This is a genomic window from Geodermatophilus sp. URMC 63, assembly GCF_053502565.1.
Map to the genome: position 1 here is coordinate 3,578,905 of NZ_CP199956.1, position 19,574 is coordinate 3,598,478.

General features: G+C 75.5%; 18 protein-coding genes. 14 read left to right on the forward strand and 4 right to left on the reverse strand.

Annotated elements, in window-relative coordinates; genetic code table 11:
• The first annotated feature begins 102 nt into the window (after window positions 1-102).
• From ACWIZO_RS17500 to ACWIZO_RS17540, 9 genes are all read left to right on the forward strand, one after another.
• Window positions 103-936 (forward strand): helix-turn-helix transcriptional regulator, encoded by an 834-nt coding sequence (locus ACWIZO_RS17500; RefSeq protein WP_448638920.1) that lies wholly within the window; start codon window positions 103-105, stop codon window positions 934-936.
• The gene (sufB, locus tag ACWIZO_RS17505; protein WP_448638921.1) at window positions 933-2,375 is read left to right on the forward strand and encodes a Fe-S cluster assembly protein SufB; all 1,443 of its coding nucleotides are present in this window, start codon (window positions 933-935) and stop codon (window positions 2,373-2,375) included. Before ACWIZO_RS17500 ends, sufB begins: the two co-directional genes overlap by 4 nt.
• Window positions 2,375-3,694 carry a Fe-S cluster assembly protein SufD gene (gene sufD / locus ACWIZO_RS17510; protein ID WP_448638922.1) on the forward strand — a complete coding sequence of 440 codons (1,320 nt, stop codon included), beginning with the start codon at window positions 2,375-2,377 and terminating at the stop codon, window positions 3,692-3,694. Before sufB ends, sufD begins: the two co-directional genes overlap by 1 nt.
• Before the next feature lie 3 nt (window positions 3,695-3,697).
• Entirely contained in the window at window positions 3,698-4,066 is a 369-nt protein-coding gene (locus ACWIZO_RS17515) for a non-heme iron oxygenase ferredoxin subunit (RefSeq protein WP_448638923.1), read from the forward strand.
• A gap of 14 nt (window positions 4,067-4,080) precedes the next feature.
• The gene (sufC, locus tag ACWIZO_RS17520; protein ID WP_448638924.1) at window positions 4,081-4,854 is read left to right on the forward strand and encodes a Fe-S cluster assembly ATPase SufC; all 774 of its coding nucleotides are present in this window, start codon (window positions 4,081-4,083) and stop codon (window positions 4,852-4,854) included.
• Window positions 4,851-6,182 (forward strand): cysteine desulfurase, encoded by a 1,332-nt coding sequence (locus ACWIZO_RS17525; protein ID WP_448638925.1) that lies wholly within the window; start codon window positions 4,851-4,853, stop codon window positions 6,180-6,182. Before sufC ends, ACWIZO_RS17525 begins: the two co-directional genes overlap by 4 nt.
• Window positions 6,182-6,649, forward strand: a complete 468-nt coding sequence (sufU, locus tag ACWIZO_RS17530) for a Fe-S cluster assembly sulfur transfer protein SufU (RefSeq protein WP_448638926.1) — start codon at window positions 6,182-6,184, stop codon at window positions 6,647-6,649. The genes ACWIZO_RS17525 and sufU overlap by 1 nt, the downstream gene beginning before the upstream one ends.
• Window positions 6,646-7,020, forward strand: coding sequence for a metal-sulfur cluster assembly factor (locus ACWIZO_RS17535; RefSeq protein WP_446760008.1), 375 nt, complete (start codon window positions 6,646-6,648; stop codon window positions 7,018-7,020). Before sufU ends, ACWIZO_RS17535 begins: the two co-directional genes overlap by 4 nt.
• A gap of 196 nt (window positions 7,021-7,216) precedes the next feature.
• Complete coding sequence (locus ACWIZO_RS17540; RefSeq protein WP_448638927.1) at window positions 7,217-8,407, forward strand: site-2 protease family protein; 1,191 nt, start codon at window positions 7,217-7,219, stop codon at window positions 8,405-8,407.
• A gap of 22 nt (window positions 8,408-8,429) precedes the next feature.
• Here ACWIZO_RS17540 and ACWIZO_RS17545 read toward each other — a convergent pair whose 3' ends face one another.
• Together ACWIZO_RS17545 and ACWIZO_RS17550 are read right to left on the reverse strand one after the other, a co-directional pair.
• Window positions 8,430-10,250, reverse strand: a complete 1,821-nt coding sequence (locus tag ACWIZO_RS17545; protein ID WP_448638928.1) for an SCO7613 C-terminal domain-containing membrane protein — start codon at window positions 10,248-10,250, stop codon at window positions 8,430-8,432.
• A 70-nt stretch (window positions 10,251-10,320) separates the two neighbouring features.
• Window positions 10,321-12,507 carry a DUF2157 domain-containing protein gene (locus ACWIZO_RS17550; protein ID WP_448638929.1) on the reverse strand — a complete coding sequence of 729 codons (2,187 nt, stop codon included), beginning with the start codon at window positions 12,505-12,507 and terminating at the stop codon, window positions 10,321-10,323.
• A 126-nt stretch (window positions 12,508-12,633) separates the two neighbouring features.
• On the opposite strand from ACWIZO_RS17550, the gene abc-f reads away from it, so the two are divergent.
• From abc-f to ACWIZO_RS17575, 5 genes are all read left to right on the forward strand, one after another.
• Entirely contained in the window at window positions 12,634-14,235 is a 1,602-nt protein-coding gene (abc-f, locus tag ACWIZO_RS17555; RefSeq protein WP_448638930.1) for a ribosomal protection-like ABC-F family protein, read from the forward strand.
• A 262-nt stretch (window positions 14,236-14,497) separates the two neighbouring features.
• Entirely contained in the window at window positions 14,498-14,728 is a 231-nt protein-coding gene (locus tag ACWIZO_RS17560) for a helix-turn-helix domain-containing protein (protein WP_446760011.1), read from the forward strand.
• Window positions 14,725-15,498 carry an enoyl-CoA hydratase/isomerase family protein gene (locus ACWIZO_RS17565; RefSeq protein WP_448638931.1) on the forward strand — a complete coding sequence of 258 codons (774 nt, stop codon included), beginning with the start codon at window positions 14,725-14,727 and terminating at the stop codon, window positions 15,496-15,498. The genes ACWIZO_RS17560 and ACWIZO_RS17565 overlap by 4 nt, the downstream gene beginning before the upstream one ends.
• Before the next feature lie 85 nt (window positions 15,499-15,583).
• Entirely contained in the window at window positions 15,584-17,485 is a 1,902-nt protein-coding gene (locus ACWIZO_RS17570) for an ABC transporter ATP-binding protein (protein ID WP_448638932.1), read from the forward strand.
• 43 nt (window positions 17,486-17,528) lie between these two features.
• Complete coding sequence (locus ACWIZO_RS17575; RefSeq protein ID WP_448638933.1) at window positions 17,529-17,993, forward strand: SgcJ/EcaC family oxidoreductase; 465 nt, start codon at window positions 17,529-17,531, stop codon at window positions 17,991-17,993.
• A 23-nt stretch (window positions 17,994-18,016) separates the two neighbouring features.
• Here the strand turns inward: ACWIZO_RS17575 and ACWIZO_RS17580 are convergent, their stop codons facing one another.
• Together ACWIZO_RS17580 and ACWIZO_RS17585 are read right to left on the reverse strand one after the other, a co-directional pair.
• Window positions 18,017-18,697, reverse strand: coding sequence for a sirohydrochlorin chelatase (locus ACWIZO_RS17580; protein WP_448638934.1), 681 nt, complete (start codon window positions 18,695-18,697; stop codon window positions 18,017-18,019).
• A 119-nt stretch (window positions 18,698-18,816) separates the two neighbouring features.
• Window positions 18,817-19,572 (reverse strand): SDR family oxidoreductase, encoded by a 756-nt coding sequence (locus tag ACWIZO_RS17585; protein WP_448638935.1) that lies wholly within the window; start codon window positions 19,570-19,572, stop codon window positions 18,817-18,819.
• Between the last annotated feature and the right edge of the window lie 2 nt (window positions 19,573-19,574).

A 19,574-nucleotide genomic window follows, 5' to 3' on the forward strand; every position in this document is an offset into this window, starting at 1 on the left:
CGTATGACCTGCCCCACGCGGCCCCTGACCGGCACGGTCGCGGGCCGCGTGGGTTAGGGCGACCTTGGTTGCAGGGCTCCCGAAATAGGACACAATCGTGTTGTGGAAACCGACGCGGGGCAGGTGGGGACGGTGCGGGCCGACGACGTCCGCACCCGTGACCGCGTGACCGCGCTGCTGCTCGAGCACGGTCCGCAGAGCGCCAGCGAGCTGGCCGCCCGGCTGGGCATCAGCCCGGCCGCCGTGCGCCGGCACCTCGACGCGCTGGCCGCGCGCGGCCGGGTCGAGGAGCGTGCGGCCCCCGGCACGCGCCGGGGGAGGGGCCGGCCCGCGCGGCGCTTCCACCTCACCGACGCCGGGCGCTCCGGCTTCGGGCACGCCTACGACGACCTGGCCCTCACCGCCCTGCGCCACGTCGCCGCCCTCGGCGGGCCGGACGCCGTCCGCGCCGTCGCCGAGGCGCAGCTGGCCGGCCTCGAGCAGCGCGCCTCCGACGCCGTGGCCCGCGCCTCGGGCACCCCCGTCGACCGTGCGCAGGCCCTGGCCGAGGCGCTCACGACCGAGGGCTACGCTGCCTCGGCCTCGGCGATCTCCGGCGGCGGGCAGCTCTGCCAGCACCACTGCCCGGTGGCGCACGTCGCGGCGGAGTTCCCGCAGCTGTGCGAGGCCGAGACGGCGGTGATCGGCCGGCTGGTGGGTACCCACGTACAGCGCCTGGCCACGATCGCCCACGGCGACGGCGTCTGCACCACGCACATCCCCGGCCACTGCCAGCCGGGATCGGCCCCGGCCGGCAGTGGCCGGGACCGCACCCGCGGGAGGAACAGATCCCCGCTCGCGGGCCCTGTACCAGGTGAGCGGGCAGCGCGGTCGCCGCGCACCGCACCGTCCACCAGCACCACCCCCACGAACGACCGGGAGAGGACGCCCGCATGACCAGCACGCAGCAGCCGGTGGCCGGCACGCCGCTGACGCAGGACGAGCAGATCGACCAGCTCGGCCGCTACCAGTACGGCTGGGCCGACACCGACGTCGCCGGGTCCGCCGCCAAGCGGGGGCTCAACGAGGACGTCGTCCGGGACATCTCGGCGCGCAAGAACGAGCCCGAGTGGATGCTGGAGCGGCGGCTCAAGGCCCTCAAGCTGTTCGGCCGCAAGCCGATGCCCGACTGGGGCTCGGACCTGTCCGGCATCGACTTCCAGAACATCAAGTACTTCGTGCGCTCCACCGAGGCCCAGGCGACCTCGTGGGAGGAGCTGCCCGAGGACATCAAGAACACCTACGACAAGCTGGGCATCCCGGAGGCGGAGAAGCAGCGGCTGGTCGCCGGTGTCGCGGCCCAGTACGAGTCCGAGGTCGTCTACCACAAGATCCGCGAGGACCTCGAGGAGCAGGGTGTCGTCTTCCTCGACACCGACACCGCCCTCAAGGAGCACCCGGACCTGTTCCGCGAGTACTTCGGCACCGTGATCCCGTCCGGTGACAACAAGTTCGCCGCGCTGAACACCGCGGTGTGGTCGGGTGGCTCGTTCATCTACGTGCCGAAGGGCGTGCACGTCGAGATCCCGCTGCAGGCCTACTTCCGGATCAACACCGAGAACATGGGCCAGTTCGAGCGGACGCTGATCATCGTCGACGAGGGCGCCTACGTGCACTACGTCGAGGGCTGCACCGCGCCGATCTACAAGTCGGACTCGCTGCACTCCGCGGTCGTCGAGATCATCGTCAAGAAGAACGCGCGCTGCCGGTACACGACCATCCAGAACTGGTCGAACAACGTCTACAACCTGGTCACCAAGCGGGCGATCGCCCACGAGGGCGCGACCATGGAGTGGGTCGACGGCAACCTCGGCTCCAAGGTCACCATGAAGTACCCGGCCGTGTGGATGACCGGCGAGCACGCCAAGGGCGAGGTCCTGTCCATCGCCTTCGCCGGCGAGGGCCAGCACCAGGACGCCGGCGCCAAGATGGTGCACGCCGCGCCCAACACCTCCTCGACCATCGTCAGCAAGTCGGTGGCCCGCGGCGGTGGCCGCACCTCCTACCGCGGCCTCGTGCAGATCGACGAGGGCGCGCACGGCTCGAGGTCCACGGTCAAGTGCGACGCCCTGCTGGTCGACACGATCAGCCGGTCGGACACCTACCCCTACGTCGACGTCCGCGAGGACGACGTCGCGATGGGCCACGAGGCAACCGTCTCCCGGGTCAGCGAGGACCAGCTCTTCTACCTGATGAGCCGCGGCCTGTCCGAGGACGAGGCGATGGCGATGGTGGTCCGCGGGTTCGTCGAGCCGATCGCCCGCGAGCTGCCCATGGAGTACGCCCTCGAGCTCAACCGCCTGATCGAGCTGCAGATGGAAGGTGCCGTCGGCTGATGCCGGACCAGAACGCCCCCAGCACCACCGGCCTCACCACCGAGTCGGCGACCCTCGCCGGCGAGCTGTTCAGCGAGGGCGTCGGCACCCAGGCCGGCCCCCCGGCGGTGCCCGCCACCGGCACCGGCACCGCCGGGCAGGCCGCGCCGGGCGCGCACTCGCACGGCGGGACGGCGCCGACCGGCTCGCCGGCCGAGCGGTTCACCTCGACCGACCCGGACGCCTTCGGCGTGCCCACCGGCCGCGAGGAGACCTGGCGCTTCACCCCGATGCGCCGGGTCCGCGCGCTGCTCGACGGCGCCCCGTCCGACGCCTCCCTCGCGTGGCAGACCGACCTGCCCGAGGGCGCCGAGCTGACCAGCGTCGACGCCGACGACCCGCTGCTCAAGGGCCTGCCCGAGCCGGCTGACCGGCTGGCCGCGCTGGCCCGCCAGCGCAGCGGCGGCGCCGCCGTCGTCCGCATCGCGCCGGAGGCGCAGCTCGACCGCCCGGTCACCCTCGGCCTGGCCGGCACCGGGTCCGACGAGGTGGTCTGGGGCCAGCTCGTGATCGAGGTCGGCGCGTTCGCGCGGGCCACCGTTGTCCTCGACCACAGCGGCCTGGCGCGCTACGCCGGCGGCGTCGCCGTCCTCGTGGGCGACGGCGCCCAGGTGACGGTCGTGTCGGTGCAGGACTGGGCCCCCGGCGCGGTGCACGGCGGCCAGTTCGACGCCGTCGTCGGCCGGGACGCCTCCGTCAAGCAGGTCGTGGTCACCCTCGGCGGCGACCTGGTCCGGCTGGTGAGCAACGTGCAGTACGCCGGCCCCGGCGGGACCGCGGAGCTGCTCGGCGTCTACTTCTCCGACGAGACGCAGCACCAGGAGCACCGGCTCTGGGTCGACCACGCGGTGCCCAACTGCACCAGCAACGTGCTCTACAAGGGTGCGCTGCAGGGCGAGGGCGCACGGACGGTGTGGATCGGCGACGTGCGGATCCGCCCGTCGGCCACCGGCACGAACACCTACGAGCTCAACCGCAACCTGGTGCTCACCGACGGCGCCCGCGCCGACTCGGTGCCCAACCTGGAGATCGAGACCGGCGAGATCGTCGGCGCCGGCCACGCCAGTGCCACCGGCCGCTTCGACGACGAGCAGCTGTTCTACCTCTGCTCGCGCGGCATCGACGCCGAGACCGCCCGCCGCCTGGTGGTGCGCGGCTTCTTCGCCGACGTCGTCTCCCAGATCGGGGTCGACGCGCTGCAGGACCGGCTGATGCGCTCGATCGAGACCCGCCTGGGCGCGCTGCCCGGCCTCGACGAGCAGCCGGTCGAGGTGGCCTGAGCCATGGCCTTCGAGCGGGTCTGCGGACTGTCCGAGGTGCCCGAGGACGGCGCACTGCGGATCGAGCTGGCCGACGTCGACGTGGCCGTCGTCCGGTACGAGGGCGAGGTCTACGCGCTGCAGGACGTCTGCTCGCACGCCGAGGTCCCGCTGTCCGAGGGCGACGTCGAGACCGTCGACGGCGCCCCCACCATCGAGTGCTGGCTGCACGGGTCGTGCTTCGACCTGCGCACCGGCGAGCCCACCAACCTGCCGGCCACCGAGCCGGTCGACGTCTACCCGGTCCGCGTGGACGGGGAGGACGTGTACGTCGACACGCACGCCGACGGCACGCGCCCCCTGGCTTCCGCCGACGACCGGGCCGCGAACTGAGAGCGAGAAGCGAAGTGTCGGTTCTGGAGATCCGCGACCTGCACGTCACGGTCGGTGAGGGCGACGACGTCAAGGAGATCCTCCGCGGCGTCGACCTGACCGTCCGCTCGGGCGAGACCCACGCGATCATGGGCCCCAACGGGTCGGGCAAGTCGACCCTGGCCTACTCGATCGCCGGCCACCCGAAGTACACGATCACCGGCGGCACGGTGACCCTCGACGGCGAGGACGTCCTCGCCATGAGCGTCGACGAGCGCGCCCGCGCCGGCCTGTTCCTCGCCATGCAGTACCCGGTCGAGGTCCCCGGCGTCTCGGTGTCGAACTTCCTGCGCACCGCCGCGACCGCGGTCAAGGGCGAGGCCCCCAAGCTGCGCACCTGGGTCAAGGACGTCAGGACCGAGATGTCGGCCCTGGAGATGGACCCGGCGTTCGCCGAGCGCAACGTCAACGAGGGCTTCTCCGGCGGTGAGAAGAAGCGCCACGAGATCCTGCAGATGCGGCTGCTCAAGCCGCGCATCGCGATCCTCGACGAGACCGACTCCGGCCTCGACGTCGACGCGCTGCGGGTCGTCTCCGAGGGCGTCAACCGCACCCGCGAGGAGGGTGAGGTCGGCGTCCTGCTGATCACCCACTACACGCGGATCCTGCGCTACATCAAGCCGGACTTCGTGCACGTCTTCGTCAACGGCCGGGTCGTCGACGAGGGCGGTCAGGAGCTGGCCGACAAGCTCGAGGACCAGGGCTACGCCGCCTACCTCCAAGGCTCGAAGGAGACCGCATCCGCATGACCCAGACCGTCTCGCGTCCCGCTGGTGGGGCGCAGAAGCAGCCCCTCCCGCTGGACGTCGAGGCGATCCGGGCGGACTTCCCGATCCTGTCGCGCACCGTCCGCGACGGGAAGCGGCTGGTCTACCTCGACTCCGGTGCCACCTCGCAGAAGCCCCGCAGCGTCCTGGACGCCGAGCGTGACTTCTACGAGAACCACAACGCCGCTCCGCACCGCGGCGCCCACCAGCTCGCCGAGGAGGCCACCGGCCTCTACGAGGCGGCCCGGGCGAAGATCGCGCAGTTCATCGGCGCCGCCGTCGAGGAGGTCGTGTTCACCCGCAACACGACCGACGCGGTCAACACCGTCGCCTACGCGCTGTCCAACGCCGCCACGGCCAAGGAGCCGTCGTTCCGCCGGTACGCCGTGGGGCAGGGCGACGAGATCGTCGTGACCGAGATGGAGCACCACGCGAACCTGGTGCCCTGGCAGCAGCTGTGCGAGCGCACCGGCGCCACCCTGCGCTGGCTGGGCCTGACCGACGACGGCCGCCTCGACCTCTCCGACCTCGCCACCGTGGTCACCGAGCGCACGAAGCTGGTCGCGGTCACCCAGCAGTCGAACATCCTCGGCACCATCAACCCGCTGGAGCCGATCGTGGCCCGCGCCCGCGAGGTCGGCGCGCTGGTGCTCGTCGACGGCGCGCAGTCGGTGCCGCACCAGCCGGTCGACGTCACGGCGCTCGGCGCGGACTTCCTCGTGTTCTCCGGCCACAAGATGCTCGGGCCCACCGGCGTCGGCGTCCTCTGGGGCCGCTACGAGGTGCTCGACGCGCTGCCGCCGTTCCTCACCGGCGGGTCGATGATCGAGGTCGTGCGCATGGAGGGCAGCACCTTCATGCCGCCGCCGCAGCGCTTCGAGGCCGGCGTGCCGATGACCGCGCAGGTCGTCGGCCTCGGCGCTGCCGTCGACTACCTGCAGACGCTCGGCATGGACGCCGTCCAGGCGCACGAGGAGGCGCTCACCGCCTACGCCCTCGAGCAGCTGCAGGCGATCCCGGGCGTGACCGTCATCGGCCCGCCCGACACCGTCGCCCGCGGGGGAGCGGTCTCCTTCACCGTCGAGGGCATCCACCCGCACGACGTCGGCCAGGTCCTCGACGACCTCGGCATCGCCGTCCGGGTGGGGCACCACTGCGCCTGGCCGGTGGTCCGGCGCTACGGCGTCCCGGCCACCACCCGCGCCACGTTCTACGTGCACACCGGCTACGACGACGTCGACGCGCTCGTGGAAGGTGTGCGGGCCGCGCAGCGTTTCTTCGGAGTGACGCCGGAGGAGGCAACCGCCTGATGCAGCTGCAGTCGATGTACCAGGACATCATCCTGGACCACTACCGCAACCCGCACGGCCGCGGCCTGCGCGACCCGTTCGAGGCCGAGGTGCACCACGTCAACCCGACCTGCGGGGACGAGGTGACGCTGCGCGTCCACCTCGACGGCGACACGATCGCCGACGTCTCCTACGAGGGCATGGGCTGCTCGATCAGCCAGGCGTCGGTCTCGGCCATGTACGACCTGGTGGTCGGCCGCTCCGTGCCCGAGGCGCTGGCCACCGGCGAGCACTTCATGACCCTGATGCAGTCCAAGGGCGACACGGCCGTGGCCGAGGAGCTCGAGGACGAGCTCGAGGACGCCGTCGCCTTCGCCGGGGTGTCGAAGTACCCGGCGCGGATCAAGTGCGCGCTGATGAGCTGGATGGCCCTCAAGGACGCCTCCGCCCGTGCGCTGGCGGCCACCCCGACTGGAGGACAGGCATGAGCGAGACCACCGAGAACGCGGCGACGCCGGAGCTGCCGGCCTACAAGTCGGCGCTGCTGGAGGACGTCGAGGAGGCCATGCGCGACGTCGTCGACCCCGAGCTGGGCGTCAACGTCGTGGACCTGGGCCTCGTCTACGGCATCGACGTCGACGACGACAACGTCGCGATCCTGGACATGACGCTCACCTCGGCGGCCTGCCCGCTGACCGACGTCATCGAGGACCAGGCCCGCACCGCGCTGACCGGCGGCCCCGGCCCCGGCCTGGTCGACGACATCCGGATCAACTGGGTCTGGATGCCGCCGTGGGGCCCCGACAAGATCACCGACGACGGCCGCGAGCAGCTGCGCGCCCTCGGCTTCCGCGTCTGACGAAGGACCACTCCGCCCCCCACGCCTCGCAGGCTCGGCGCGGGGCCCTGCGGAGTGGCCGCTCCTGCAGGTCACGACCGCCCGCGTCCCCCATGGGACGCGGGCGGTCATCGTCCCAGCACGTCACCGTATCGGTGGTGCACCACCGGGTAGTGCGCCAGCGATCTGTGCGTCCACGCCGCCCGAGGAGCACGACATGACCGAGACCTTCCGCCTGGGCCGCATCGCCGGCATCCGGGTCGGCGTGAACGCCAGCGTCCTGGTGATCGTGCTGATCATCGCCGGCGGCCTGGCGCTGGGCCGGTTCCCGCTGGTGCTCCCCGGCCGCAGCGGCCTGGCCTACGCCACCGCCGCCCTGGTGGCCGCGGCGGCCTTCCTCGCCTCGCTCCTGGCGCACGAGCTGGCCCACGCGCTGGTCGCCCGGCGCAACGGGGTGGAGGTCGAGGGCATCACGCTGTGGCTGCTGGGCGGGGTCGCCCGGCTGCGCGGCGGCGCACGGACCCCCGGGGCGGAGTTCCGCATCGCCGGTGTCGGCCCGCTGACCAGCCTCGTCCTCGCTGTGCTGTTCATGGCAGCCGCCGTCCTGGCGCGGCTGGCCGGCGCCGACGGACTGCCCGTGGCCGTCCTGGACTACCTCGCCGTCATCAACGTCTCACTGGCCCTGTTCAACCTGGTCCCGGCGGCCCCGCTCGACGGTGGCCGGCTGCTGCGGGCGCTGCTGTGGTGGCGGCGCGGCGACCCGTGGTCCTCGGCCGTGACGGCGTCCCGGGCGGGACGGTTCCTCGGGTTCGTGCTCATCGCCCTCGGCGCCCTCCAGCTGGTCACCGGCCGCGGGCTGGGCGGACTGTGGCTGGGTCTCATCGGCCTGTTCCTGGTCAACGCCGCCACCGCCGAGGAGCAGCAGGCCCACGTGTCCGCGCGGCTCGGCGGGCTGCCGGTCGGGCGGGTGATGAGCGGACCGGTGCTCGTCGCCGATCCGGAGCAGCCGGTCGAGCAGTTCCTGCACGAGGTGGTGCTGACCCACCGGTTCAGCACCTATCCGCTGGTCGACCGCAGCGGCGCCCTGGTCGGCCTGGTGACCCTCAACCGGCTGCGGTCGGTGCCGGCGGAGGCCCGGGCCACGACGCGGCTGCGCGACATCGCGTGCCCGCCCGCGGAGATCCCGACCGCCCGCCCGGAGGAGCCGCTGCTCGACCTGCTCGGCCGGATGCAGGGCTGCACCGACGGGCGGGCGGTGGTCCTCGACGGCGGCCGCGTCGCCGGGGTGGTGTCCCCGAGCGACGTCACGCGGACCCTGCAGCTGGCCGACCTGGCGGCGGCCGGCCGGCACCCCTCCGCCGGTGGCGGAGCCGACGTCGCCCGGACGGCGGAACCCGGGCCGCGCTGATCACCCGCCCCGCAGCCGGCGGTCAGCGCAGCTCCGACAGCCGGGCGCCGAAGCCGGCGACCGGCCGGGACTCGCGGCGGGCACCGAGCGCGAGCAGCGCCGTGCCGACGACGAGCACGCCGGCCAGCGGCAGCGGCAGCTCGACCAGCACCAGCCCCAGGGCCAGGGCCACCGCGGTGGCGGCCCCGACGACCAGCGGCGCCCGGACCGCCGCGCGCGCCGCCAGCGCCATCCCCGCCGCGGCCAGCGCCAGCACCAGCACCGGCCGCAGCGCGCCCGGCTGCACCACCGCGGCGACCGTCGAGGGCGTCGCCGCGACGACGAGCCCGGGACCCCAGGCCGACCAGGACGGGCCGCGGGACAGCCGCGGGCCGGCGGCCAGCAGCAGCCCGGCCGCGGCCGGCAGGCTCCAGGCCTCCACCGTCGTCGCGCCGGCCAGCGCCGCGCAGGTCCAGGCCGCGGCCACCACGTCGGCCGCGCCGACCCGCCGCGCGGCCGCCTCGTGCCGGGCCGCCGGGCCCGGCTGCCGGGAGAGCAGGGCGGCCCAGCCGAGCGTGAGCAGCCCGTGCACCGCCAGGTGCAGGGCGAGCTGTCCCCAGGCGCTGTCGACGGCGAGCACGACCAGCGCCGCGGCGGCACAACCGGCGCCGACCGCGCCCGTCGGGCCGCGGACGTCGGCGGCCATCCCCGGGCGGGCGGCCAGCGTGGCGGCGAACAGCGCGGTCAGGGCGGCCGCGGACGCCGCCGGCCCCAGGAGCCCGGCCGGCACCGCCAGCAGCGCCGCCGCGGCCAGGCAGCCGACGGCGGTGGGCGCCGCGGTCGGGCGCTCGTCGCGGCGCACGAGGGCCACACCGGCCGCGGGCAGCGCGGTGAGCACCAGCAGCAGGACCAGGGCCGGCCAGCGCGCCGCCGCGACCAGCTGCGCGACGGCCAGGACCACGAGCGTCCCGCCGGCGGCCCCCGCCGCGGGCAGCAGCAGGCCGCGCCGCCAGCCGGTCAGCGTCGCCGCGGCGACCGCGACCACCAGGACGCCGAGCTCGCCGGCGAGCAGCAGCGCCACCGGACCGCCGGTGGACAGCGCGGCGGCCACGGCGGCACCGGCGACGAGGCCGGCCAGCACCGGCACCACGCGGGGCGGGCCGAGCAGCGACTGCACCGCCCGGTCCAGCCGCACGGGCAGCAGGGCGGCGGCCGCGGTGACGGTCAGGACCGCCGGCACCCAGCGGACGGGGCCGTCGGCGGTCGCCGCGGCACCCAGGCCGCCTGCCACCCCGGCGACCCACCACGGCGCGGTGGTGACCAGCGCGATCCGGGCCAGCGTCTCCCGTGCGGCGAGGGTGAGGCCCAGACCCGCGGTCGCGACGGCGAGCAGCAGGCCGGCGCGGGGGACGCCGGAGGCGAGGAGGTCCAGCGACCGCAGCGCCGCCACCTGGACGGCCACCCACGCGGCCAGCGACCAGCTCAGCGGGCGCGGCAGCAGCACGCGCAGGCCGACCAGGACGGCTGCGAGCACGAGCGGCGGCACCGGCCCGCCGCCCAGGAGCCGGTCACCGACGGCGGCGCCGGTGAGCGCCAGCGCCGCCGCGGCGGCGGCGCAGGCCTCCTCGGTGCTGCGCAGCCCGGCCCGCCCGGCCCACGCGGAGGCCGCTGCCACCGGCGCCGCGAGGAGGAGGACGCCGGTCCGCGCGGCGCCGCCGACGAGCACGGGCCCGGCCACGCCGGCCGCCACCAGCAGCACCACGCCGACGGCCAGCAGCACCTGCGGTGGCCGCAGCCGCGCGACCGGGTCGGGTGGTGCCGCCGGGCCGGGGTAGGGCAGCGGTGGCACCGGCGCAGCCGCCATCGCGTCCCCTCCCGTCGGCCCTCCGGCTCCCACGCTAGGGGCACCCGCCGCCCCGGGCAGGGCGGGTGGCTCAGCGCATCTGCGCGACCCAGGCGACGGCCTCGCGCGCCTGCTGCCGCCGCCGCTCGTAGGTGGCGCCCACGACCAGCAGCAGCAGGCCGGCGGTGGCCAGGGTGACCCAGCGCGGCACCAGGGGTGCGTAGACGGACAGGCGGCCGAGGGCCACGAACGCCAGCGTCACGGCGCCGACGACGAACGGCGCCTGGCGGTGGCCGAGCGTCCCGGCGACCGTCAGGAGGGCCGCCGCGGCGACGACGAGGACCAGGCGCAGCGCCGTCGGGTCGGTGACGACCACGATGGCGGAGGGCGCCAGCGCGACCGCCACCGCCCCGCCCTCCGCCGACCACGACCAGGCCCGGGCGCGCAGGGCCGGCAGCGCCAGCAGCAGCAGCCCGGCCGCGGCGGGCAGCGAGTAGACCTCCGGCGTCCGGACGTCGGCGCCGGCCGCCGCGATCCAGCCGGCCACCACCAGGTCCGCGACGGCGAGCACCGCCACCGGCCGCCGCCGCGTGACGACGGCGTACACGCCGGCGGCCGCCCCGGCGACGGCCAGGTCCACCCCGACCTGGCCCCAGGCACCGGCGGTCCCCGCGACCAGGCCGGCGAGCAGGCCGGTGCCGGCGCCCACCGTCGCCGCGGCGACCTCCTCGGGCCGCCGGGCCCGCAGGGTGGCCACTCCGAGGGCGATCGCGGCGTTCAGCGCGAGGAGCAGTCCCGCGGCCTCCGGTGTCAGCAGACGGGCGTCGGAGGTGAGCAGCACCGCGAGGGCCGGCACGGCCAGGGTGACGCCGGTGGCCGGCACCCGCACCTCCGGGCGCAGCACCGCGGCCAGCGTCGCGGGGACGGCGGCGGCGAGGACCAGCAGCGCCAGCAGGTCGGTGCGCCCGGCGTCGGCGAGCACCACGGCGCCGGCCCCGGCCAGCGCCACCCCGCCGCTCAGCAGGCCGGCCAGTGCGGCGGGGGCCGAGCGCACGGGCACCGCGGCGGTCAGCAGCACCAGTCCGAGACCGACCCCGGTGACCGAGCCGGCCACCTCCACGCCCGCGAGCTCCACACCGGCCAGCGACCCGCCGAGCGCCAGCGCCGGCAGCCCGGCGGCGCCGACGGCGACCCGGCGCGGGTCGGCGAGCCGGAGCTCGCGCAGCAGGAGCACCGTCACGGCGCCGGCGACGACGAGGACCGCCGTGGCCGTCCACGACTGCGCCGGCCCCTGCTCCCAGGCCACCCCGACGCCGCGCAGTGCGCCGGCGGCGGTCCACAGCGCGGCGAGCGCGAGGGCGAGCCGGTGCAGCGCCGGGCGCAGGACGAGGACGGCGAGGACGTCGGCCAGCGCCGTCCCCAGGAGGACCGCGGCCCCGGCGGCCTGCGCGGCGGGCCGGTCGGGGAGCAGGAGCAGTCCCACCGGCTGGGCGGCCAGCAGGGCGACCACGGGCCAGGTCACGGTGCTGCGGGTCAGCCGACCGAGCCCGAGGGCCACGAGGGCGACCGCGGCGCAGGACAGCCCGGCCCACAGCCGATCCGGCACCGCGTCGAGGCCCCACAGCCCCAGCGCGTGCGCCGCGCCGAGGTCGACGGCGAGCAGGGCCGCGCCGGTGGCCGCCAGCGCCTCCTCGGTGGCGCGCAGCCCGCGCCGGGCGGTCCAGGCCGACGTCGCCACCGCGGCGGCGGTGACGGTGGCCATGACCGCGGCCTGGAACGTCACGCCCAGACGGGTCCAGGCGACCGCCACGAACGCGAGGGCCGCGGCCACCACCAGCAGCGCGCCGAGGCCCACCAGCACCTGCTGCGGGCTGATCCGCCGGCGCGGCGCCGGGGTCGCGGCCGCCGGGGTCGTGGCCACCGGGGTCGTGGCCGCCGGGGTCGTGGCCGCCGGGGTCGTGGCCACCGGGGTCGTGGCCGCCGGGGTCGCCGCCGCCGGGGGAGGGACGAACACCGGCGGGGCGGGCGGCGGCGGGGCCGGCGCCCAGGCGACGGGACGCGGCGCGGCGACCGGGCCGGCGGCCGCCGCGCGGAGCGTCGCGAGCAGCGCGTCCCGCTCCCGGGCGAACTCCTCGATGGTCGCCCCGAGGCGGGCCACGACCGTCGCCGCCTGGCCGACGGCGGGCAGCCCGCACGTCGGGCAGGCCGCGGGCGGCGGCGCGGCGGCCGTGCCGCAGACGGGGCAGGGCAGGCCCGGGGGTCCGTCCGTCGAGGTCATGCCGGCATGGTGACGGCGCGCACCGCGCGGCGGAACCGCTCTCACCCCACCTGTGGACGGCCGGTGCCGCCGACGTCACCGGCAATCGACTCGGGATCCGGCGCGGGAGCGCCTACCCTGGGATCAGTGATCACGACGACCGGCCTGGAGCTGCGCGCCGGCGCCCGCGTCCTCCTCAGCGACATCGCCCTGCGCGTGCAGGCCGGTGACCGCATCGGCCTGGTCGGGCGCAACGGCGCCGGCAAGACGACCCTGCTCACCACGCTGGCCGGTGAGCGCCTGCCGCACGCGGGCAAGGTCGAGGTGACCGGCGAGCTCGGCTACCTGCCGCAGGACCCGCGCAGCGGCGACCTCGACATCACCGCCACCGACCGCGTGCTCTCCGGCCGCGGCCTCGACGTCCTCAAGGCCCGGCTGGTCAAGGCCCAGGTGGCCATGGCCGAGCCGGCCGACGACACCGAGCGCGACCGCGCCGTCCGCCGGTACGGGCAGCTGGAGGACCAGTTCGCCGCCCTGGGCGGCTACGCCGCGGAGAGCGACGCCGCCCGCATCTGCACCGCGCTCGGCCTGCCCGACCGGGTCATGGGCCAGCCGCTGCGGACCCTCTCGGGCGGCCAGCGGCGCCGGGTCGAGCTGGCCCGCATCCTCTTCTCCGACGCCGAGACGCTGCTGCTCGACGAGCCGACCAACCACCTCGACGCCGACTCGATCACCTGGCTGAAGGGCTTCCTCGCCGCGCACAAGGGCGGCCTGGTCGTCATCAGCCACGACGTCGAGCTGCTGGACGCCGTCGTCAACAAGGTGTGGCACCTCGACGCCAACCGGGCCACCATCGACGCCTACAACCTCGGCTGGAAGGCCTACCTGACCCAGCGCGAGACCGACGAGCGCCGCCGGCGGCAGGAGCGCGCCAACACCGAGCGCAAGATCGACGCGCTGTCCGCGCAGGCCGACAAGATGCGGGCCAAGGCCACCAAGGCCAAGGCCGCGCAGAGCATGGACAAGCGCGCCCAGCGGCTGGCCGCGGGCCTGGAGGCCGTGCGGGTGCAGGACCGGGTGGCCCGGCTGCGGTTCCCGACGCCGGCGTCGTGCGGGCGGACGCCGCTCACCGCGGAGGGCCTGTCGAAGAGCTACGGCTCGCTCGAGGTCTTCACCGACGTCGACCTCGCCGTCGACCGGGGCGCGCGGGTCGTCGTCCTCGGGCTCAACGGCGCCGGGAAGACGACGCTGCTGCGGGTGCTGGCCGGCACCGAGGTGCCCGACACCGGCGAGGTGCGGCCCGGGCACGGCCTGCGGGTCGGCTACTACGCGCAGGAGCACGAGACGCTCGACCACGACCGCTCGCTGCTGGAGAACATGCGGGCGGCCGCGCCGCAGAGCACCGACACCGAGCTGCGGCGGATCCTCGGCGCCTTCCTCTTCTCCGGCGACGCCGCCGACCAGCGGGCGGGCACGCTCTCCGGCGGTGAGAAGACCCGGCTGGCGATGGCCACCCTCGTCGTCTCCGGCGCCAACGTGCTGCTGCTCGACGAGCCGACCAACAACCTCGACCCGGCCAGCCGCGAGCAGGTCCTCGACGCACTGCGCACCTACGCCGGCGCCATCGTGCTCGTCACGCACGACGAGGGCGCGGTGCGCGCGCTCGACCCCGACAAGGTGATCCTGCTGCCCGACGGCACCGAGGACGCCTGGAGCGAGGACCTCGCCGACCTCGTCGAGCTCGCCTAGCACCCCGCCGCCCGGCGTGATCACCGGCGTCCGGCCGTCGCTCGCGGCGTGTCGGTCCGCCACGTGCCGATGACCACGGCGGAGGGAGGACGGCCGGCCGCCGTGGGGCCCACCCCGGATTCCTCCGTTCGCGTGGCCGAGGTCGGCGCGCTGGGTGATCATCGACGCGGGAGGCGGCCGTCACGGGGACGGCGGCACCACGCGGACGAGCACCCGACGGGCCGGTGTCGACCGGCGCCGACGGCGGCGACGGAGGGGAGTCATGGCCGACTCGAGCACGGCGGACCTCGGCAAGGGCAAGCGCATCACGGGCGGGGACCGCACGTCCCTGGCCGACGAGCTCAAGAAGCGGTACGACGGCGGGGAGAGCATCCGGTCCCTGGCCACCTCGACCAACCGGTCCTACGGCTTCGTGCACCGGCTCCTGTCGGAGTCCGGTGCCACCCTGCGCAGCCGTGGCGGGGCGAACCGGAACACCAAGAAGAGCGCGTGACGGCGGCCGACGCCGACGGCTGGGTCCGCACCGGCCGCGACGGCGCCGTCCTCACCGTCACGCTCGACCGTCCCGACCAGCTCAACGCGCAGACACCGGCCACCTGGACGGCGCTCGCGGCGGTCGGCGCCTCCCTCGACGACGACGTCCGCGTGGTCGTCGTGCGGGGCGCCGGCCGCTCGTTCTCCGCGGGGCTGGACCGCAGCCTGTTCAGCACCGACCCGTCGACCCCCGGCGGGCTCGGCGAGCTGGGCTCGATGCCGGCGGAACTGACCCAGGAGCGCATCCGCTCCTACCAGGCCGCGTTCCGGTGGCTGCGGTCGCCGGGGATCGTGTCGGTGGCGGGGGTGCAGGGCCACGCCATCGGGGCCGGCGCGCAGCTGGCGCTGGCCTGCGACCTGCGGGTGCTCACCGAGGACGCCTCCCTGCGGCTGCCGGAGACCACCTTCGGCCTGGTGCCCGACCTCACCGGCACGAGCACCCTCACCGAGCTGGTGGGCTACTCGCGGGCGATGGAGATCTGCCTGACCGGCCGGGCGGTCGGTGCGGCCGAGGCGCTGACGACGGGCCTGGCCAACGCCGTCGTCCCGGCAGCGGGCCTCGACGAGGCGGTGGCCGGGCTGGTGGCCGTGCTCACCGCCCCGCCGCCCGGCGCCAGCCGGGAGACCGCGGCGCTGGTGCGCTCCGCCGTCCGCAACCCCCCCGACGTGCAGGACGCCGCCGAGCGGGCGGCACAGGCACGGCGGCTGGCCGAGCTGGCCGGCACCTGAGCAGCGCACCGGAACAGGGGACGGCCGGCGGCTGTTGTCCGTGCCGCCGGCCGTCCCTGCTGCTGCCGGGGGAGGAGGTCGTGCCGTGAGCGGTCCCATGGGTCCGATGACCTCCATGGCGGCCATGCGGTCGTTCCGCCGCGACCCGTCGGTCACCTCGCGCGAGCTGCCGAAGGGGACGGTGCGCCGCATCCTCGGCATCGCGCGGCCCTACCGCCGCGAGCTGACGTTCTTCCTGCTGCTGGTGGTCGGCTCCGCGGTCATCGGTGTGATCACGCCGCTGCTGGCCGGTGACATCGTCAACCGCATCGCCCGGCTGGACGGGACCGCCGGCGGCGTCATCCGCATCGCGCTGTTCATCGCCGGCCTGGCGGTGGTCGACGCGGCCATCTCGCTGGCGACCCGCTGGTACTCCTCGCGCATCGGCGAGGGCGTCATCTACGACCTGCGCGCCCGGGTGTTCGAGCACGTGCAGCGGATGCCGGTCGCCTTCTTCACCCGCACGCAGACCGGCGCGCTGGTCAGCCGGCTCAACAACGACGTCGTCGGCGCGCAGCAGGCGTTCACCTCGACGTTGTCCGGCGTCGTCTCCAACGTGATCGGCCTGGTGCTCACCGCCGGCGTCATGTTCACGCTGTCCTGGCAGATCACCCTGCTCTCGATCGTGCTGGTGCCGCTGTTCGTCCTGCCGGCCCGCCGCATCGGCAAGCGGCTGCAGGAGATCACCCGGGAGTCCTACGGCCTCAACGCGTCGATGAACGCGACGATGACCGAGCGGTTCAACGTGGCCGGCGCGCTGCTGGTCAAGCTGTTCGGCCGCCCGCAGGCCGAGGCGGAGTCCTTCCGCGGCCGCGCCGCCCGGGTGCGCGACATCGGCGTCCTGTCGGCCATGTACGGCCGCACGTTCTTCACCGCGCTCACGCTGGTCGCCGCACTGGCCACCGCCCTGGTGTACGGGCTGGGCGGCTGGCTGGCGTTCACCGGGTCGCTCTCGCCGGGCGACGTCGTCGCGCTGGCCCTGCTGCTGTCGCGGCTGTACGGCCCGCTGACGGCGCTGTCCAACGTCCGGGTCGATGTGATGAGCGCGATGGTCAGCTTCGACCGGGTCTTCGAGGTGCTCGACCTGCCGCCGATGATCGCCGAGGCGCCCGACGCGGTGCCGGTGCCGGCCGACGACCGCTCGATCGAGTTCGACGGCGTCTCGTTCAGCTACCCCGCGGCCGCCGACGTCTCGCTGGCCTCGCTGGAGGACGTGTCGCTGCCCGAGCACGGCGGCCCGACCGCGGTGCTGCACGACGTCGGCTTCCGCGTGGAGCCCGGCGAGATGGTCGCGCTGGTAGGGCACTCCGGGGCGGGCAAGTCCACGATCGTCAACCTGGTGCCGCGGCTCTACGACGTCACGGCCGGTGCGGTGCGGGTCGGCGGGGTCGACGTCCGGCAGGCCACGCTGGCCTCGCTGCGCGACGCGATCGGCGTCGTCAGCCAGGACGCGCACCTCTTCCACGACACCATCCGGGCCAACCTCCTCTACGCCCGCCCCGAGGCGACCGAGGAGGAGCTGTGGTCGGCCCTGACCGGCGCCCGGATCGCCGCGCTGATCGCCTCCCTGCCCGACGGGCTCGACACCGTGGTCGGCGACCGCGGCTACCGGCTCTCCGGTGGGGAGAAGCAGCGGCTGGCGATCGCGCGGGTGCTGCTCAAGGCGCCCGGCATCGTCATCCTCGACGAGGCCACCGCGCACCTCGACAGCGAGTCGGAGGTGGCGGTGCAGCACGCGCTGGACACCGCGCTGGCCGGCCGGACGTCGCTGGTGATCGCCCACCGGCTGTCGACGATCCGCAGCGCCGACCAGATCCTCGTCATCGACGATGGTCGCATCGTGGAGTCGGGTACTCACGCGGAGTTGCTGGCGCTCGGGCGGCGCTACGCCGACCTCTACCGCACCCAGTTCGCCGACGGCGAGCGTCGGACGGTCGGCGCGGCGTAGCAACTAGCGTTCCTCTGGCCCCAGCAGCACCAGGAGGAGTTCCGTGACGTCCGCCCACCCGCACGACGCCCCGATCCGCGCGCTCTACGCCGCCTTCCTCGACGGCTGGAACCGGCGCAGCGGCGCGGCCGTGGCGTCCGGGTTCGCCGACGACGGGGACATGGTCGGCTACGACGGCACCACGGTGAGCGGACGGCTGTCGATCGCCTCGGACCTGCGGCGGGTCTTCGGCAGCCACCCGACGGCCACCTACGTCGGCCTGGTCCGCTCGGTGCGCACGATCGGCGAGGGCGTGGCGCTGCTGCACGCCCACTCCGGGATGATCGCGCCGGGAGAGGACGACATCGACCCGGGCCTGCACGCCATCCACACCGTCGTCGCGGTGCTCGAGGACGGGCGCTGGAAGATCTCGCTGTTCCAGGCGACGCCGGCCGCGTGGCTGGGCCGCCGCGACGCCCGCGACGCGCTCACCGCGGAGCTGCGCGGCCTGCTCGCCGTCCGGCAGTAGACCGGCCGAGGGCGCGACGGGGATCAGCCGAGGGCGGCGTCGTAGCGGTCGAGCAGGACGGCGGCGATGCGCTCGTCGGGCAGCAGTGGGGCGGTGACGACGTCGGCGCCGGCCTCGGCGAGCCTGCCGTGGAAGTGCCCGGGCGCGAGCAGGTAGGACGCGACCACCACCCGCTCGGCGCCACCCCGGCGCGCCGCGGCGACGGCGTCGGCCACCGGCGGCTGGGCGGCCGAGCCGTAGCCGGTGGTCACCGGGCCGGCCCAGGAGCGCTGCAGCAGGTCGGCGGTGTCCTCGACGTCGGCGACCGAGCGCGGGTCGCTGGACCCGGCGGCGGCCAGCACGACGGCCGTGAGCGGGTCGCGCGGGTCGGCGCCGGCCTCGACCAGCCGGTCGGACAGGACCTCGGCCAGCCGCGGGTCGGGCCCGAGCGGCCGGGCGGCGACGGCGGACTCGTGCGCCGCCACGGCCCCGGCGATGTCGACGTGCACGTGGTAGCCGCCCGAGAGCAGCAGCGGCACCACGACGGCCGGCTGTCCCGAGGCGGCCAGCCCCGCGACGACGTCGACCACGGTGGGCGGCTGCACGTCGACGAAGGCCGCGGTGGTGGTCAGGCCGGGACGCAGCCGGCGCGCGGCCAGCGCGAGCCCGGCGACCAGCCGCCGCCCGGTGGGGTTGCGGGTGCCGTGCGCGCACGCCACGAGCACGTGGCCCCCTCGCAGGGGCCCGCCGCGAGCGTCCATCGGCCCCCTCGCAGGGTCCCGTCGCGAGCCTGCGAGTGACGGGGGGCGAGGGGATCCTTCGCGGGGGGCGAGGGGGTCCTTCATCACGGGGTGCGCAGGATGCCGCCGTCGACGGCGACCATGGTGCCGGTGACGTAGGAGGCGGCCGGGGAGAGCAGGAAGGCGGCCACCCGGCCGAACTCGTCGGGCTGCCCGACCCGGCGCAGCGGGATGCCGGCCTCGGTGCGGGCGCGCGCGGCGGCGGGGTCGCCGGAGGCGGCCTCGATCTCGGTGACCCGGTCGGTGGCGATGGTGCCGGGCATCAGCCCGACCACCCGGATCCCGCGCGGGCCGAGCTCGTCGGCGAGCGACTTGGCGGTCATCGCCAGGCCCGGCCGCAGGCCGTTGGAGACGGCCAGGTGGCCGATCGGCTGGCGCACCGAGGTGGAGAGCACGAACCCGATCGCCGCGCCCTCGCCCAGGTGCGGCACGAGTGCGCGGACCAGCCGCAGCGGGCCGAGCAGCACGCTCTCCACGCCGGCCCGCCAGTGCTCCTCCGGCGTCCCGAGCACCGTGCCCGGTGCCGGGCCGCCGACGGAGACCAGGACGCCGTCGACCCGGCCGAGCCGCTCGAGCGCCGTCGTCACCAGGGCCTCGGCGGCACCGGGGTCGGCGAGGTCGGCCGTCACCCCGGACGCGCCCTCGCCCAGCGACGCCACGGCCGCGTCGACCGACGAGGCCGAGCGGGAGCTGACGAGGACGCGGGCCCCGTCGGCGACGAGGGCCCGGGCGGTCGCCAGGCCCAGCCCCCGGCTCGCGCCGGTGAGCAGGTACCCGCGACCGCCCAGGCCCAGGTCCACCG

What these genes read in the sequence shown, in the direction of transcription:
- ACWIZO_RS17525 (WP_448638925.1), top strand. Translation starts at nt 4,851, where the DNA reads ATGACCCAGACCGTCTCGCGTCCCGCTGGTGGGGCGCAGAAGCAGCCC.
- sufU (WP_448638926.1), top strand. Translation starts at nt 6,182, where the DNA reads ATGCAGCTGCAGTCGATGTACCAGGACATCATCCTGGACCACTACCGC.
- ACWIZO_RS17540 (WP_448638927.1), top strand. Translation starts at nt 7,217, where the DNA reads ATGACCGAGACCTTCCGCCTGGGCCGCATCGCCGGCATCCGGGTCGGC.
- ACWIZO_RS17535 (WP_446760008.1), top strand. Translation starts at nt 6,646, where the DNA reads ATGAGCGAGACCACCGAGAACGCGGCGACGCCGGAGCTGCCGGCCTAC.
- ACWIZO_RS17515 (WP_448638923.1), top strand. Translation starts at nt 3,698, where the DNA reads ATGGCCTTCGAGCGGGTCTGCGGACTGTCCGAGGTGCCCGAGGACGGC.
- sufD (WP_448638922.1), top strand. Translation starts at nt 2,375, where the DNA reads ATGCCGGACCAGAACGCCCCCAGCACCACCGGCCTCACCACCGAGTCG.
- ACWIZO_RS17550 (WP_448638929.1), bottom strand. Translation starts at nt 12,507, where the DNA reads ATGACCTCGACGGACGGACCCCCGGGCCTGCCCTGCCCCGTCTGCGGC.
- ACWIZO_RS17560 (WP_446760011.1), top strand. Translation starts at nt 14,498, where the DNA reads ATGGCCGACTCGAGCACGGCGGACCTCGGCAAGGGCAAGCGCATCACG.
- sufB (WP_448638921.1), top strand. Translation starts at nt 933, where the DNA reads ATGACCAGCACGCAGCAGCCGGTGGCCGGCACGCCGCTGACGCAGGAC.
- ACWIZO_RS17545 (WP_448638928.1), bottom strand. Translation starts at nt 10,250, where the DNA reads ATGGCGGCTGCGCCGGTGCCACCGCTGCCCTACCCCGGCCCGGCGGCA.